The organism is Pedobacter sp. (assembly GCF_045627485.1).
GTDB lineage: Bacteria > Bacteroidota > Bacteroidia > Sphingobacteriales > Sphingobacteriaceae > Pedobacter.
Genome location: NZ_JAZQNU010000198.1, coordinates 1 through 15176, shown reverse-complemented (window position 1 = coordinate 15176; position 15176 = coordinate 1). Strand labels below are relative to the sequence as shown.

The 15176-nt window shown below is 39.0% G+C and carries 14 protein-coding genes; 7 read left to right on the top strand and 7 right to left on the bottom strand.

All coding sequences use genetic code 11. The features are described from left to right. Positions 1-3 precede the first annotated feature (3 nt). The gene (gene egtD / locus ACR2F3_RS15350) at positions 4-942 is read left to right on the top strand and encodes an L-histidine N(alpha)-methyltransferase (protein WP_432710865.1); all 939 of its coding nucleotides are present in this window, start codon (positions 4-6) and stop codon (positions 940-942) included. Positions 943-1009: 67 nt separating this feature from the next. Here egtD and ACR2F3_RS15345 read toward each other — a convergent pair whose 3' ends face one another. From ACR2F3_RS15345 to ACR2F3_RS15330, 4 genes are all read right to left on the bottom strand, one after another. Next, complete coding sequence (locus ACR2F3_RS15345; RefSeq protein ID WP_432710864.1) at positions 1010-2335, bottom strand: OmpA family protein; 1326 nt, start codon at positions 2333-2335, stop codon at positions 1010-1012. A gap of 204 nt (positions 2336-2539) precedes the next feature. Beyond that, the gene (locus ACR2F3_RS15340; protein WP_432710863.1) at positions 2540-3931 is read right to left on the bottom strand and encodes an MBL fold metallo-hydrolase; all 1392 of its coding nucleotides are present in this window, start codon (positions 3929-3931) and stop codon (positions 2540-2542) included. A gap of 43 nt (positions 3932-3974) precedes the next feature. Then, the gene (locus ACR2F3_RS15335) at positions 3975-4808 is read right to left on the bottom strand and encodes an SDR family oxidoreductase (protein ID WP_432710862.1); all 834 of its coding nucleotides are present in this window, start codon (positions 4806-4808) and stop codon (positions 3975-3977) included. A 63-nt stretch (positions 4809-4871) separates the two neighbouring features. Then, a complete protein-coding gene (locus ACR2F3_RS15330) occupies positions 4872-5078 on the bottom strand; it encodes a cold-shock protein (protein ID WP_432710861.1) in 207 nt (68 codons plus the stop codon). Between the two features lie 234 nt (positions 5079-5312). On the opposite strand from ACR2F3_RS15330, the gene ACR2F3_RS15325 reads away from it, so the two are divergent. The 5 genes from ACR2F3_RS15325 to ACR2F3_RS15305 all read left to right on the top strand — a co-directional run bounded on the left by ACR2F3_RS15325 (position 5313) and on the right by ACR2F3_RS15305 (position 8387). Next, on the top strand, positions 5313-5534 hold the full coding sequence (locus ACR2F3_RS15325; RefSeq protein WP_432710860.1) for a hypothetical protein: 222 nt from the start codon (positions 5313-5315) through the stop codon (positions 5532-5534). Positions 5535-6014: 480 nt separating this feature from the next. Further along, a complete protein-coding gene (locus tag ACR2F3_RS15320; protein ID WP_432710859.1) occupies positions 6015-6215 on the top strand; it encodes a hypothetical protein in 201 nt (66 codons plus the stop codon). A gap of 64 nt (positions 6216-6279) precedes the next feature. Next, complete coding sequence (locus tag ACR2F3_RS15315; protein WP_432710858.1) at positions 6280-6780, top strand: YMGG-like glycine zipper-containing protein; 501 nt, start codon at positions 6280-6282, stop codon at positions 6778-6780. A gap of 154 nt (positions 6781-6934) precedes the next feature. After that, positions 6935-7324 (top strand): response regulator, encoded by a 390-nt coding sequence (locus tag ACR2F3_RS15310; protein ID WP_432710857.1) that lies wholly within the window; start codon positions 6935-6937, stop codon positions 7322-7324. Further along, a complete protein-coding gene (locus ACR2F3_RS15305) occupies positions 7314-8387 on the top strand; it encodes a sugar transferase (protein ID WP_432710856.1) in 1074 nt (357 codons plus the stop codon). The genes ACR2F3_RS15310 and ACR2F3_RS15305 overlap by 11 nt, the downstream gene beginning before the upstream one ends. On the opposite strand, the gene ACR2F3_RS15300 is transcribed toward ACR2F3_RS15305, so the two are convergent. The 3 genes from ACR2F3_RS15300 to ACR2F3_RS15290 are packed head-to-tail and all read right to left on the bottom strand — an operon-like array spanning position 8384 to position 14026. After that, positions 8384-10525 carry an OmpA family protein gene (locus ACR2F3_RS15300; RefSeq protein ID WP_432710855.1) on the bottom strand — a complete coding sequence of 714 codons (2142 nt, stop codon included), beginning with the start codon at positions 10523-10525 and terminating at the stop codon, positions 8384-8386. The two genes, ACR2F3_RS15305 and ACR2F3_RS15300, sit on opposite strands and share 4 nt — an antisense overlap. Before the next feature lie 5 nt (positions 10526-10530). Further along, entirely contained in the window at positions 10531-11463 is a 933-nt protein-coding gene (locus tag ACR2F3_RS15295; protein WP_432710854.1) for a PorP/SprF family type IX secretion system membrane protein, read from the bottom strand. A 1-nt stretch (position 11464) separates the two neighbouring features. Continuing rightward, positions 11465-14026: an Ig-like domain-containing protein gene (locus tag ACR2F3_RS15290; RefSeq protein ID WP_432710853.1), complete on the bottom strand. Its 2562-nt coding sequence runs from the start codon at positions 14024-14026 to the stop codon at positions 11465-11467. Between the two features lie 444 nt (positions 14027-14470). Here ACR2F3_RS15290 and ACR2F3_RS15285 point away from each other — a divergent pair, with 444 nt between their 5' ends. After that, entirely contained in the window at positions 14471-15172 is a 702-nt protein-coding gene (locus tag ACR2F3_RS15285; RefSeq protein WP_432710852.1) for a TolC family protein, read from the top strand. The last annotated feature ends 4 nt before the right edge of the window (positions 15173-15176 follow it).

Below are 15176 nucleotides of genomic sequence, written 5' to 3'. Positions count from 1 at the left end.
TATATGGAACAATTTTTAAATGATGTAATAAAAGATCTCTCCGGACAACCGAAGCGGTTAAACTCTAAATACTTTTATGACGAAGCTGGAAGCAGGTTATTCCAGCAGATTATGAATTGTGAAGAATATTATCCGACAGATTGTGAACTTGAGATTTTTAAACATAAAACATCTGAATTAGCTACTGTTATAAAAGACGGTTTTGATGATTTCGATTTAATCGAACTGGGCGCAGGAGATGCTACTAAATCGAGCTATTTATTAAAAGAGCTGGTAGATACTAATGTTAATTTCACTTATAGGCCTATTGATATATCAGGCAGCATGATTGATCAGCTGGAAAAGGAACTGCCTGGAAAGATACCGGGTTTGCGGATTAAAGGATTGTGTGGCGATTACTTTGATATGCTGGACCTGGCCAATCAACTTTCGGATAAGAAAAAGGTGATTTTATTCATGGGAGGTAACATCGGTAATTTTGAAGTGGAAACAGCCGCTGCTTTTTGTGTAAACTTAAGACGTTACCTCAACCCAGGTGATCTGGTGTTAATAGGATTTGATTTAAGGAAACACCCCAGGGTGATCAGGGCTGCCTATAATGACAAGGAAGGCCTAACCGAAGCATTTAACTTAAACCTATTTCATCGAATTAACCGTGAACTAGGCGGCGATTTTGTAGTAGACCAATTTGAGCATTATCCAAGTTATGATCCAGGCACAGGGGCTTGTCGCAGCTACCTGATTAGTTTAAAAGATCAAGTTGTACATATAGGAGAGCAAGAGTTTATCTTTAAGACGGACGAATATATTGCTATGGAAATTTCCCAGAAATATTCCATGGCTGAAACAGAAGAAATGGCCCTAAAGACTGGCTATTTACCAATACAGCATTTTACTGATCAAAAGAACTGGTTTCTGGATACTGTTTGGAAAGTGGTGTAATTATATAACTTAAAAAGGCTACTTTCCAGAAGAAAGTAGCCTTTTTAAGTTAGGTGATAATTTGGAATTAATATAAGGTGAATTCAACTCTTCTGTTTTTCTGACGACCTGCTGCAGTTTTGTTAGATGCAATAGGGTTCTCAGGACCATAACCCACGGCTTCGATTCTTGATGCATTGGCACCATGAGCCACTAAGTAGGCTTTAACTGCTTCTGCTCTTTCTTTAGATAAGCGCATGTTTAAGGCTAATGGACCTGTGTTGTCTGTATATCCAGATAATTTTAAGCTGAAGTTTTTCTCTTTTAGTAAATCAGCAACCCTATCTAATGTTGGGTAAGAACTAGGTCTGATGGTAGCTTTATTCAAATCAAACTCTAAGTTTTTAATCGCATCATCAACAACTTTACGGTCTGCCTCAGTAATGATAACTTTTTCAGTTACAACCGCTACGAAAGGACATCCTGCACCGTCAACCACTGTACCTGCAGGAGTTCCAGGACATTTGTCAAATTTGTTAGCTACACCATCACCATCGTCGTCACCCATCTCCAGCGCATAAATATCTCTGCTTAGGGTGTTTGCTTGAGCCAGGGTTAATGCTTTTCTTAACTCAGCACTTTCTAAAGCGGCGTCTTCACGAAGAGACGCTATAGGGCTAGTGTTTTGTAATTGTGGAGTTCCTTTTCTACCCAGAGCAATTTCAAGACCTGCATGAGCATAAGAGAACCTATCATTAGAACTACCTGTTGTACCATCAAAATTGTTAGTTCTCATAAAGTTTACATCGTAACCTAAATCAAGATTAACTCCTTTAGACAAACCAATTTTAAAACCAGCACCAATAGGAACAAACCAATTTTCTGTATAAGGAGTGCTCATGCCTAAAGGCGAATCTGTGTTTGCACTAGATGACATGTAACCAGCGCCAGCTGTTATATAAGGTGATAATAGGCTTTGTTTCCTGTTTAAACTTAAGTTAGCTAGGGTAAAGTTTAGTTTTAAAGCTGCTGACCAGTCAATGGTAGTTTTGAAACCAGAGTTTTGTTGAGCTGCAGTAGCACCCGGTCCTAATCCGTTGGGTCTAGTTCCTCTAATTTTACCCGCCAAGAAATCAGCTTGAATGCCAAAACCGGGATAAATTTGTTTTTTAATGTAACCACCGTATCCCCATTCTTCATGCGGGGTTTTAAAATCCCCATTGTTTTCTGAATTAAAAGGTGTGTAATGTGTTAACATCCCACCGTTTAAACCGATAGACCAAGTACGGAATTCTTTTTTATCAAAACGGGTAGTAGTTGTGCTCTCAATTAGCAGAACCTCCTGCGCGAATAGAGCACCTGATAATCCTACTAAGGATAATATCATTGCTGTTTTTGTAAGTGTTGATTTCATTTTTTTAATAATTAGTAAGTGTAACAGTATCAACTGATTGCTTGGTTATATATAATAACCCTGCCAAAAACTGTAGTACAAACTAATATTTTGGAAACGATAAAAAATTATTGACTTCTCACATAAAATTTTAGATAAAAACAATGTTAGTGCATGTGTATTGTGTAGCCTGTACATTATAATATACACGGTAAAGTTAAAATTCTAAATATTAAAGACTTCGCCTTTATTTGGAATCAACACATCAAAACCTTCTTGAAAAATACTATCACGTAAGTGATTCATGCTCTGCTCTTCACCATGAACGAGAAACACCTTTTTCAACTGTTGTGGGTGTTGTGATTTCACAATTTCCATAATATCATTATGGTCACCGTGCCCACTTAACAAATCCGTTTGTTTAATAGATGCATACACCATTAGGTCTCTATTGCGTAAGCGCACAATAGGATCGCCCCTCAATAGCCTGTTGCCTAAAGTTCCTTTAGCACAATACCCTATGAACAGGATGGTGCAATAATAATTCTGAATGTTATGGTATAAGTGATCTTGTATCCGTCCACCTTCGAGCATGCCTGCCGAAGAAATGATAATGCATGGTTCATGGTAATTAGAAATAGAAGTGCTTTCTTTTTTTTCTTGCACATACGATAATCCGTCAAACTCAAACTCATCTCCCTGATTAAGGTAGAATGTCCTGGCTTCTTCATTGACCATTTGGTGGTGTTTTCGGTAAACTTCCGTTGCCATTGAAGCCAACGGGCTATCTACAAAAATTTTTATTTTTGGTAGTCGACCACTGCTAAAGATTTTGTTGAGGGTATAAACCAGAGATTGTGTTCTTCCAATGCTAAATGCAGGTATGATTAAGCGTCCCGGAAATTTTACGCAGGACTCATAAATAACTTCGACCATTTTCTCTTCAATAGAGATTCCTGTGCTGTGTAACCGACCACCATAAGTAGATTCTGTAACCAGGTAATCTACTGCTGGCAATGGTTCTGGATCTACTAATACGGGATAGTTTTTTCTACCTATGTCGCCGGTAAACGCAATTTTCTTCTGGGTACCCTCGTCATTTATCTCCAGCACTACGGCTGCAGCTCCTAATAAATGACCCACTGGAATAAACGTTAACGCGATGTCGTCAGTGATGTTAAATTTGCGATGAAAACCTATGGTAATAAAACGGCTAGCAGTTTCTGCAACATGGTTATGGAGATATAATGGTTGTGGACCAGAATGATGCTTTCGTCCTTTACCTCTTCGGGTTTGCTGCAGCTTGCTTAAAAAAACATTGACCGAGTCCATGAGCAATATCTCGGTTAGGTCGGCTGTAGGGGGGGTGCATAGTATTTGTCCTTTAAATCCTAGGCGGACCAAGGTAGGCAGGTTGCCTGAATGGTCGATATGGGCATGGGTTAAAATAACTACATCTATGAGAGATGGATCAAAGGGAAAGTATTCATTATCTTCCTGGTATGTTCCCTTTTCATAATCAAGTCCGCAATCAATAAGAATGTTATAGTTATCTGTTTGTAAAAGATGCATACTTCCAGTAACCTGCTGTGCAGCTCCCCAAATAGTTAGTTTCATAGTGTGGTTATCCTAAAAAGAGGTACAAGTTATCAAATAATATTTATAAATTTTTAAGCCACTGGGTCCAGTTTGCCATTTTAAAGGTATAGTTAAGCTGCTTAGGTACTTGTATGCTGGAAATTATTTTCCATTCTTGTAATTCATCTATGAACGTGGCCTCGGCTAATCCGGCTGATTGAATGGCTAGCTGATATAATGTTTGTTTTTGAAGGTGATCTGGGCTAGAGGCATTATATATATAACCAAAAGCCTTACGTCGTATTATTTCGAGGGTAAGGCCAATACAGTCATCAAGATGGATAAGGTTAACAGGTGCCTTGCCATTGGGAATATCTTTTCTGCCAGCAAAAAAACGTCCTGGATGCCTTCCCGGACCAACCAATCCACTAAATCGCAATATAGTGGTGGTGAAGAGGGAACTTTGTTGTAATATTTGCTCAGCGTTTAAGACCTGCAGTCCAGATGGTGTTTGAGGGTTAGGGATAGTGGATTCGTCAACAATGCTATTCATGTCGCCATAGACAGATGTAGAACTTATAAAGAGCACATGCTCGATTTTGTACGTTGTAGCCAACGTTGCAATAGCAGTAATTTTATCTTTGTATTGATCAAGATCAACAGAGATTCTTTTAGGAGGGATGCAGACAATCAGTATGTTGGACATGAAGAAGTCTTTTGGATCAACTGATTTTCCCAAACCAAAATCTAACAGATAGGGTTGAATGCCTGCATCGGCTAAATAATTGAGTTTTTCCGGTGTGGTAGTTGAACCTTTAACTGCAAAATCGTTTGCCAGTAGTTGTTTGGCTAGAGCCATTCCATACCAGCCACAACCGATAATACTTATGCATAGTTTATTATTTAATGTGCTCATGTGCAGGCATAAAAAAAGGGGTGATGCGATAAGCAAACCCCTTCTAATTTTTTAATAAGTTGATTAAAGAACTCTTACGTTTGACGCTTCAGGTCCTTTTTTACCTTCGTTTAGTTCAAATTCAACTTCGTCACCCTCATTTAATTCTTTGAATGAGTCTCCTGCTATTGCCGAGAAATGTACGAATATATCTTTACCTCCTTCTTCCGGAGTAATAAATCCAAACCCTTTTGAAGAATTAAACCATTTAACTTTTCCTGTTTTACGCATATTTTTATTATATAATTCGCTGTGAAAGTAAACAATAGAATATTAATATCCAAAAAGTCTGGTAGTGACGTATTAAATTTTTTACAAAGAGTTCAATATCTAAATGAAGACTGAAATAGAAAATTTCATTCCATGTTAGTGTGTATTGGAGCAAACGAAGCCTAAATCATGAATACAAGCAGGAACAACAAGCGATATTGCTATTTTTGCGCCTAGTTAAATTTGTTGTGCAATATGGAGGATCAAGAGAAAGAGAAATCAACTTTGGAATGGGTAAAAAGAACTGTTGTGCGGCTGTACAAACAGGTAGAAGATTGGATGCTTCCTTCAAAGGAACAGCCTAAGTTGCTACAAGTAGTATTATTTTTACTTAAGTTGCCAGTTCTACTCTTGCTTTTAATGCTATCACCTATATTATTGGTTATTTTATTATTGGTGTTTTTAATAGCGTTATGATCAGTAAAAGTACCTTAGATATTCTTTTTTGGTTATGTACTGGTTTGTTTCTGATTCACCAGGTTGTTGAGCGGGTTATAGGCATAATGGTGCCATTTATAGATAGCTACCTTGATCCAATCTTGTTGATGCCAATACTTTTATATTTGATAACTTTAGAGCGAAGCATTGTTTTTGATAAAAAATCATATCAGTTAAGTGTTTACCTTATGTTTGGTTATTTTGTGCTGATTTCTATTTTGTCGGAGTTAATTTTACCGAAATTTAACTCCAAATTAACCCCGGATAAGTACGATGTAGTCTGTTATGCCATAGGTACTTTTATTTATTTTGCCACATCAATAATTAGTAGAAGAAATACTTATTAGCTGCCTATGCACGATGTAATGTAATGTGTTGCTTGCAATATTTAAAATTGTCTTTTCAAATAAACTTTAATGCGTTGTTTTTTGTTAGAATAATGAATTAAATGATACGATTATGCAAGAGGAAAATAAAAAATCTAAAGAAAGACCAGTTGAGGACCTCGATAATCCGGGTTTGGATGCCGATCATTCCTCGGATACGGGCTACAGGAAGTACAATAACGATAACGACATGATATCGGGTAATCGAGAGGGAGAAAGCGCTGAAACCACAGGTAAACCTAACGTTGGCGAATCACCATTACGAGATAAATAAGGTAATTCAATATTTTGGCATCATTTTTTCTTAGTATTGTATGAAACACATAGAATTCGAAATTATGAAAAAAATATTCTCAATATTTGCCCTAGCCATTTTATTAGCATCATGTAGCAATAAAGCTAAAGATGAGGCTGCTTTAAAAGCTGCAAAAGATTTAGCTATTAAACAAGTGAATGATAGTTTAAGACTAGATAGCTTTAAAAAGGCAGAGGTGGTTCGTCAGCAGGAAGCTGAAAGAATCGCTTTACAAGAAAAGGAGGCTAAAATAGCAGAAGAAAAGCGTACACTATTACTATCTAGACAAAGAGAAGCAAGTGCTCCAGCTAGAACCTCTAACAATGTAAGCTCATCGTCAACTACTACAACTACATCTGCAAAAAAAGAAGGATGGAGCCAAGCTGCTAAAGGTGGTGTTATTGGTGGTGCTGCTGGTGCAGTTGGTGGTGCATTAATTGATAAAAAGAAAGGAAGAGGTGCTGTTATTGGTGGTGTAGTTGGTGCTGGTACCGGTTATATAATCGGTCGCGGCCAGGATAAAAAATCGGGTAGGGCACAATAATTAGAACTAACAGTTCTGAAAGGCCGCGATAGTTAATACTTTCGCGGCCTTTCTTAGTTAAGTTTAAGTTTTTTTTGTTAATTTAAGGTGAATAACAAATGTTTTTGTTAAAATTTGTATGTTCGTTTATATATAGTGTCATCGAAGGACTACCATGGGTAAAAAGCAGATACTGATTGTTGATGATGAGATAACAATCCTTAAATTATTAAATTTCGTGCTGTCGGCAGATTATGACCTGATTATTAAAAACAGTGGTGTAGAAGCCTTAACCTGGCTTGAAGAAGGTCATTCACCGGAACTCATTTTGTCAGATCTCGAAATGCCATATTTTGACGGTAGTTCTTTTATCCACAACCTAAAAATTAGTGGATTTTATAGAGACACGCCTGTAGTCATCTTATCAGGAGCAAGCAATTTAGAAGAACGCGTAGCCGAGATGCGATTTAATGTAGATGCCTGTATTCCTAAACCATTCAACCCAACACAATTAAAAACTGCACTTAAAGAGGTATTCACTAAATTCGAATCTATTGCGCGCTAAATCCACAAATAAATTGACCAATCAGCCTATTCGCGTTCTCTATTCAGGAAGTTCTCTGTCAAATGAAGCCTTGCCCAAGCTACAGGAAAACTTTGCCGTTCATGTTGAAGCATCTGTCGAACAGTGTGCCCAGTATTTAAAGGAGCAATCCTTGTTCAATCTCCCGGATGTTATTGTAATTGAGGTAGAGAATAAAGATAAAACCTTTGACTTAATTGGAAAGTTAAAAAAAGATCCCTTGTTGAAGGGGCTTGTAATTATCCTGTTGTCATTGGAAAGACATGAAGGTCTCAGGAAGTTAGCTATGCAACATAAGGTTAACGATTTATATTCATCACCAATTCCTGTTGATGACCTTTGTGAACGCATCGGCTTTTTAGTTAAATTTAAGTTGATTAAACCCCAGTTGTCTGACCTGTCTAAAATTGACGTGCGGTATAAGATTCCATTTTATAAAAGAGCCTTTGATATAGTCGCTTCTGGTTGTGCATTACTTCTGATTAGTCCGATTTTACTTATCGTAGCGGCAGTTATTGCATTAGAATCCAAAGGGCCGGTTATATTCAAAAGTAAAAGGGTAGGTACCGGATACCATATTTTCGACTTTTATAAATTTCGGTCCATGCGAAACAATGCTAGCAACGAGTTAGCGGGGTTAAGCGAACTCAATCAGTATGATAAGACTGAGGCGGGAAAATCGACATTTATGAAATTAAAGAATGATCCCCGTGTAACCAAGTTTGGAAGTTTCATCAGGAAATACAGCATTGACGAACTACCACAGTTGTTTAATGTCTTTAAAGGGGATATGTCGCTAGTAGGCAACCGCCCATTGCCTTTGTATGAAGCCGAACAACTCACCTCAAACGAATGGAGTATGCGTTTTCTCGGTCCAGCAGGCTTGACAGGGTTATGGCAAGTCAGCCGTAGGGGTAGAGAAGATATGTCTGAACGCGAGCGTAAAAAATTAGACAATTTCTACGCACAAAATTATTCACTTTGGTTAGACATTAAAATCATCATGAAAACTTTTCCAGCATTGGTGCAGAAAGAGAAAGTTTAAAATGCTTCTTCGCAATCCTGCCTGGTGATATTTACACCGTGTAAGATTATATCGAATTCGGTACGGCGGTTTAGTTGCTGATCTTGCGCTGAACATGGAACATCATCATAGCAGCGGTTAATAATCCTGGTTTTACCGTAATATTCTACCTGAATCCTATCCGCCGATATTCCTTTTTTAACTAAAAAGGCTTTAGCAGCATGTCCTCTTCTCAATGATAGTTTTCTGTTATAGTCGTCAGATGCCCGGCTATCGCAGTGACTTGAGGTAATTACCCTGATTTCTGGGTGTTTTTTCATCAGTTGAAATAACTCCTCTAAGGTGGGTAATGCGTCAGACCTGATTTCAGACCGGTCCAGGTCGTAGTAAATGTTGTTAACAGCAAAGGTTTTTTTTAAAGTTTCGCAATTGCTTAGAACGGTTTGTTGCTGCGTCTCAACTTTATTAAGCTTAATGTCCATCTTAATAATTGAATCCCGGGTAATCCCTTGTGAGGTGACGAAAGCAATCTTATTAACAAAGCCAGATTTATGTGCCGTTAATTCGTAATCTGTGTCTTTAGGTAACACTCTTTTGAATTCACCATTTGCATTTGTTGTTAAGGTATCTGCACCCGCTACATGGCGCATCACCAGTCTGCTGTTAGCCAAAGGGATTCTGGTTCTCGCGTCGGTCACTATACCTTGCAATATGATTAGCTGTACTGTCCTTTTAAAATGGTAGATATCGTCGTTTCCGCGTCGGTTAGAACTAAAATAGCCCTGTTTCCCATCAGCCGATTTAATTAAACTGAAATCGTCTTTTGGCGAGTTGATCGGTGCACCCATGTTTTTTGGTTGATCAACGGGACTCATTTCTTTTAATGTTACTTCGAAGATATCCAGGCCTCCTAAACCTGCATGCCCTGTGGAGGCAAAATATAATGTGTTATTGGTGCCGAGGTATGGAAAAAGCTCATCGCCTTCTGTATTAATGCGTTTACCCATGTTTACGGGTGTATTCCAGTTGCCATTTCCAGACCGGACCGTATAGTATAGATCCGTTCCGCCTAAACCACCCGGGCGGTCTGACGCAAAGATCATGATTGTGCCATTTTGGTTTAGGGTAGGATGGCCCGTCGAATACTCATTGCTGTTGTGGGGGAATTCAGTTATCTTATTCAATCCGTCTCCAGATGCCGTATAAAGTTTGAGTTTGTTAATTCCCTTAATACTTTTCTGCACACGCCCGTTGACAAAGTTATTCCTGGTGTAGATGATTGACCCGTCAGGAAAAACGGCTGCCGCTGCCTCGTGATACTTGGTATTAATGTTGCCTTTCAGGAGTTGAAGGTTTATAGGAGTGGGAATAATTGACGCCAGTGTATCTCTGACAATACTCGAATGATAAGTTCCCAGTGTTTTAGTGTCATTACTGGTAGGTGCGGTATCATCATCGTTGAATTTGTAGCGATGATCTTTCTGCGCTTTCGCCAGCATCAACAGGCTATCCGGGTTTACAGCTTTCAGGTCGCCTAATTTAGGAACGTAATAGAGGTTGGTAAAAGGACTTTGATCCCATTGGAAAGTGCGTTTAACAGGCTTCGCAGTTTTTCTGTTGCTGCTGAACAGTAGGCCATTCTGATAAAATGCCGGACTATATTCTGAGCTTTGGGTATTAATATTAAGAAAATTAATAGACCAGTTCCCCAGGTTTTCATTGAAGGTGCCGGCATTTGAACGTGCAAATAAAGCTGCCCTTTTATCGGCTGGAACCAGTGTTAGGTACTTGCGGTACCAACCCTCAGCGCTTTCATATTGTTGGTTACTGGCAAGTGATTCTGCATAATATAGTGCCCATTCAGGTTTAACGCTTTTTTGCTTAACAAGCTTTTCATATCCTTTTAAGGCTTCAGGATAGTTCTTAACCATCTTGTGGCTATAGGCCAGCATGTCTTGGGCAACTACATTAGTGCTGTCTTTAGTTAACACCTTATTTAGATTGCCAATCGCAGCCATGTAACGCAATGCTTGAAAATCTGCAGTCGCATTTTTCATTTCTGCAGTTATGTTCTTTTTTTCCTGCGCATAGCTCCATTGTGTGAACATAATGGCTAGCGAAAGCAAAAGCACTTTAAGTAATCGTAAGCGTAATTTCATGTTGATTAGAAATATCTTGGTGACAATATTTTATCCTTTTCAAAGCCAAATTCATACCTCAGCATAATTTCATGGCTGCCGGAATTGAAGTTTTGTAAACTGGTGGTACTGCGGTCATAACTATATCCGACCCTGATTTGAGGGGTAGCCTGAAGTTCGATCAGACCGGCAATATCGGCACTGGTTCTATATTGTGCACCGATACCAATGACATCTTTAATCCAAAGTGTCGCATTTAAATCGGCTTCTATAGGAGCACCTTTTACGCCTTTAACCAGAAAAGAGGGTTTTAACTTGAGGTCTTCTGCAACGGGAAATACATAACCTGCAGAAAAGAAAAGGTGTAAGGCTTGCTTGCCACTTAATTTCGCGCCAGAGGTGCGCTCGGCCGACAGGTCATTTGGCATCAGGTCTTGCGCTGCTAATCCGATATAAAATCGATCGGTGTTGTAATACATACCTGTTCCAAAGTTAAAAAGCATTTTATCGATGTTGTTAGCAAAAGCGGGGTCGTATGGTTGTGAGGGACTTAGCGAAACATCTGTGAGGTTAACCCGATACTGGCTCGCATTCCCCTGAACGCCGAAGCTTAAAGTTCCCTCGTCCATTTTTATCCGGTATGCGGCGCTGAAAACCGCGCCGGTGGTTTGAGTAACGCCTAATTTGTCAGATATAAATTGAAATCCTATTCCAATTTTATCATTAAAAACTGGTGCATCAATGGTAAAGGTTCCCGTTTTTGGAGCGCCTGGTATTCCTGTCCATTGATTTCTAAATAGCGCTGTTGCAGAGATTACATTTCTGCTGCCTGCATAGGCGGGGTTAATGGCCAGTGTATTAAACATGTATTGTGTGTACATGGCATCTTGTTGGGCTTGCAGGTTATTGGCCAGCATGAACATAACAAGCAAAAGGGAAATGGGTATAAGTTTTTTCATTCTATCGGCTAACGGTAAGATGGCCTACGTATTTGTTGACGCCATCTATCTTAATTACATAATAATAGGTGCCTGTAGGGACATCGTCGCCTACCCGAATTCCTTCGGTTGTTTTACCATTCCATTCATTCTTATAATTAACTGAACGATAAATTCTATTTCCCCAGCGGTTGAAAATCTCCAGGTGGATCTGATACCTGGATCCATTTTCTATTACAAAATAGTCGTTAATTCCATCGTTGTTGGGCGAAAAACCCCCAGGGATAAATAAATCTTCTTCATTTAAGGTAACAGGTGTGGGCGAAGCCGGAGTAACATCATTGGGTGTGTTTGGATCAGGTATCAGCCCATTGGTAGACTGGTCACTCACTGGACTTCCGTCTTTGGTATTCAAACCCTCAGCTATTGCGGTATTGTTGAAAACGCCTTCGCCTTTATTAAGCGTAACATTAATCTCCAATATCACTTGTTCTTTACGCGCAGCGAGTAAGGTGCTTGAAGGCAGTAACATGTTCTGTACCGTATAACCGTTATAACTATTGTTTGCGTGGAGGGTTCCTGTGGCGGTTATCCGTTTAACGACGACTGCATTTTTTTTGAAGGTCGCTTCCAGGTCGTCCATCAGGCTGATGTTATAAATGGTTTCCACATTACCGAAGTTGACCAGGTTAAATGTATAGGTTAAGTCGTAACTTCCGTCAATGTTCCTGGATCGAGCGGTTAATCCTTTAGCTAAACCGATAGTGGTCGGGTCAGGCTGAGGATTAACAGTGACGTTAACGGTAGCTTCATTTGATTCTGCACCGAAGTTATCTTTTACGGTGTAAGTAAAATAATCGGTACCCGAAAACCCAGGGTTTGGCGTATAGGTAACGAGTCCTGTTAAAGGGTCAATGGAAATCTTACCAGATTGAGATTGTATTTTAACAACAATAGTCGCTTTGTCAATCGTGTTATTACCATCAACGTCGGTGTCATTGTTTAAGACTAATACTGTTCCACTGGTATTATAATTTGTAGTTAGCGCATCGTTTGCCGCAACGGGAATATGATTTACAACTAATTGCACATTATCAGTTAATTCACAACCACCCTTTGATTTGATGGTCCAGCGGAAGACATAAACCCCATTGGTCAGGCTGTTAACGGCAGTGTTATATAAAGCAGGGTTAGCTATTACAGCTGTAGTAGGGCCGGATACTTGTGTCCAGGTACCTACATCGGTTCCGGGATTATTTCCTTGTAGCGTATAGTTAGTGGTTGCAGTGCTGATGTTGAGGAGTTGGTCAGTACCAGCCAGAGGCTGCACAGGCGCAGCCGTGTACGTCAATGTAACGGTCGCATTGTTGGAGGTCATCCCAAAGGAATCTTTAATGTTATAACTCGCCGTAACAGTTCCTGAAAAATTGGATGCAGGGGTAAACAAGATGTTGTTGTCTTCTCCAATTGAAAAAACACCTTTACTTGTTACTGTAAAAGAATTTTGCAAGCCAACTTCACTTGGGTTGAGGTCAATAGATGCCTTGTTTATACTTCCGCCTGCATTTGTTGTTTTGTCGTTAGCCGCTACATCTACTGAAGCTACAATTCCCTGGCAGATCGTAAATGCATCATTTGCAGCATTTGGGGGCACAAGGGTATTGAGGACCTTCGAATCAATAATAACGTTTCTGATTTCGTGAAAATTGGTTTGGTCACCAGTAGATGACGCCAGGCCGTACTTAAGATTTGTAGGTGCAATTTCCGGGTAGTAAAAGTTGTTAATCACGGTGGACGTAACTAAAGTAGGGCCACCTCTGGTAATTCTGACCGTAATGTTATATCCGCCATTAGGATTCGGGGACAGATCAATTAAAACGCGTCGATAGCCGTTAGAAGTGGAATCTGGCTGCCTGTTGTTCTGGTCGCCGACTAAATTAAAACCCAAAGTATTGGTATTGGTGGAGGTTAAAAACGAATAGTTCCCTGCTGTTAAAGCGGCGCCATCACCTTTCCCGCGGAGTGTTACAGAGCCTGCTATCTGTCCCGGGCCACCTTGTCTGCCTTCAGAAGGGTTCGAAAAATTACCAAATTCATCTAAGCCAACAGCCATGTATCCTTTACTTACACCTGGTGATGTTGGATCTGTCGTCGTGATCTGAGCATATCCTAACGACCCTCCGAAACCACCAATATTGAACGGATTGGCAGTAGCGTCAAATAAAAAGAAACTAATGCCGTCTGCGCCAGTACCTCCGTAAATATAATATTCAAATTGAACCGTCAAACCTTGTGTAAAAGGAAAAACTGTGTTACTATAAATATATCCTTTTTGATTTCTAGAGTTGCTCGTCAATCGGAGATAACCTTTTCCATTTTCGTCAATAGGAGTGCCGGAGTGAGCAAGGCTGGTCGGGTTATAACCGCTTCCACCAGCGGTAAGAAAAGCAGATGGTGCACCTCCAAAATTAATACCAGATGCAGTTGCATTTTTAAAGCTTTCTAAATATGGGAACTGGGCGGTTACAGTAGATGTACAGAGGGTTAGTAAAAAATATACTGTAGCCCTTAGATATTTAGTCATGGATGGAGCACGTTAAAGCCGCTAAAATATTAATAAAATCTAGTAATTAACGATTAACTATTATACTTTTCTGAAATATTTTTATTGATTATACTTAACATAGTAGGAGGTTACAACTTTTACGTATAAATTTTTGTTTATACATGAGATAATATTTTTTAAGGAATCGATTTACCTAGTTTACCATGGCTTTAATGCCATTTTTATTATTATTTTTGATTTACAAATCCTTTAGCACTCAAGATCATTAGCTCGTGAATATGAATTTTTGATTGAAGTTATATACATTATTACCAACTTTTTATTTTAAATTTCTTAATAATTGTTGCCAAAGTTTTGTTTAATTCAAATAATACCATTTAGGTATGTATATTTGATAGTATGGTATAATATTTAAAAATTATTTAACTATAACTTATACCTTTGATTTTACTAACCTTGTCTATGAATAAAAAGTCTACCCTTGTTCTAATTTTTATTTGTGTAATCTCGATAGTTCTTTCAGCTCAAAGAGCTGGCGCCCAAGAAAGTATACTGGGTGAAGTGTCTAGTCTTTACTTAGAAAAACTTGTAGCAGCAGCAAAAGCCAACTACCCTCGTGTAAAATCTTTAGGCAGTGAAGTGAACATCGCAAAAAGCGACCTTTCCGCTGCAAAAATATCCTGGTTGGATCCCTTTTCTTTTCAATACGTTACCCGCTCAAACGATGCGAATATAAATTCTGTGAATTTAACTACAGCTGATTTGTTGACCGGTTACCAGTTTGGTGTGAATTTCAACCCTGGGATATTGTTTGCTAAACCTGCTAACATCAAAAGAGCAAAAGAACAGATTAAATTAGCTCAGGCGAATGCCGATGAATACTTGCTGCAACTGGAAGCATTGGTTAAAAGCCGGTACTTCGTGTATATGCAGTATCAAAAATCACTTATTCCGGTTAATAATGCCTATCTAGATGCCGAGAGTAACATGAAGGCCATTAAAGTGAAATACCAAAGGGGAGAGGCATCCTTCCTTGACTACAACAGTGCTTCTATGACTTTTAATGAGAATTTTCAAACAAAACTTGAAACTGAAGCCAATTACTTAAATGCAAAAGTTGCCTTAGAAGAACTGACCGTTGTTAAATTAGAATATATAAAATAATGAA

Bases quoted from the DNA above. Each gene is read 5' to 3' on its own strand.
- egtD (WP_432710865.1), top strand. From the start codon at position 4: ATGGAACAATTTTTAAATGATGTAATAAAAGATCTCTCCGGACAACCG.
- ACR2F3_RS15345 (WP_432710864.1), bottom strand. From the start codon at position 2,335: ATGAAATCAACACTTACAAAAACAGCAATGATATTATCCTTAGTAGGA.
- ACR2F3_RS15340 (WP_432710863.1), bottom strand. From the start codon at position 3,931: ATGAAACTAACTATTTGGGGAGCTGCACAGCAGGTTACTGGAAGTATG.
- ACR2F3_RS15335 (WP_432710862.1), bottom strand. From the start codon at position 4,808: ATGAGCACATTAAATAATAAACTATGCATAAGTATTATCGGTTGTGGC.
- ACR2F3_RS15330 (WP_432710861.1), bottom strand. From the start codon at position 5,078: ATGCGTAAAACAGGAAAAGTTAAATGGTTTAATTCTTCAAAAGGGTTT.
- ACR2F3_RS15325 (WP_432710860.1), top strand. From the start codon at position 5,313: ATGGAGGATCAAGAGAAAGAGAAATCAACTTTGGAATGGGTAAAAAGA.
- ACR2F3_RS15320 (WP_432710859.1), top strand. From the start codon at position 6,015: ATGCAAGAGGAAAATAAAAAATCTAAAGAAAGACCAGTTGAGGACCTC.
- ACR2F3_RS15315 (WP_432710858.1), top strand. From the start codon at position 6,280: ATGAAAAAAATATTCTCAATATTTGCCCTAGCCATTTTATTAGCATCA.
- ACR2F3_RS15310 (WP_432710857.1), top strand. From the start codon at position 6,935: ATGGGTAAAAAGCAGATACTGATTGTTGATGATGAGATAACAATCCTT.
- ACR2F3_RS15300 (WP_432710855.1), bottom strand. From the start codon at position 10,525: ATGAAATTACGCTTACGATTACTTAAAGTGCTTTTGCTTTCGCTAGCC.
- ACR2F3_RS15295 (WP_432710854.1), bottom strand. From the start codon at position 11,463: ATGAAAAAACTTATACCCATTTCCCTTTTGCTTGTTATGTTCATGCTG.
- ACR2F3_RS15290 (WP_432710853.1), bottom strand. From the start codon at position 14,026: ATGACTAAATATCTAAGGGCTACAGTATATTTTTTACTAACCCTCTGT.
- ACR2F3_RS15285 (WP_432710852.1), top strand. From the start codon at position 14,471: ATGAATAAAAAGTCTACCCTTGTTCTAATTTTTATTTGTGTAATCTCG.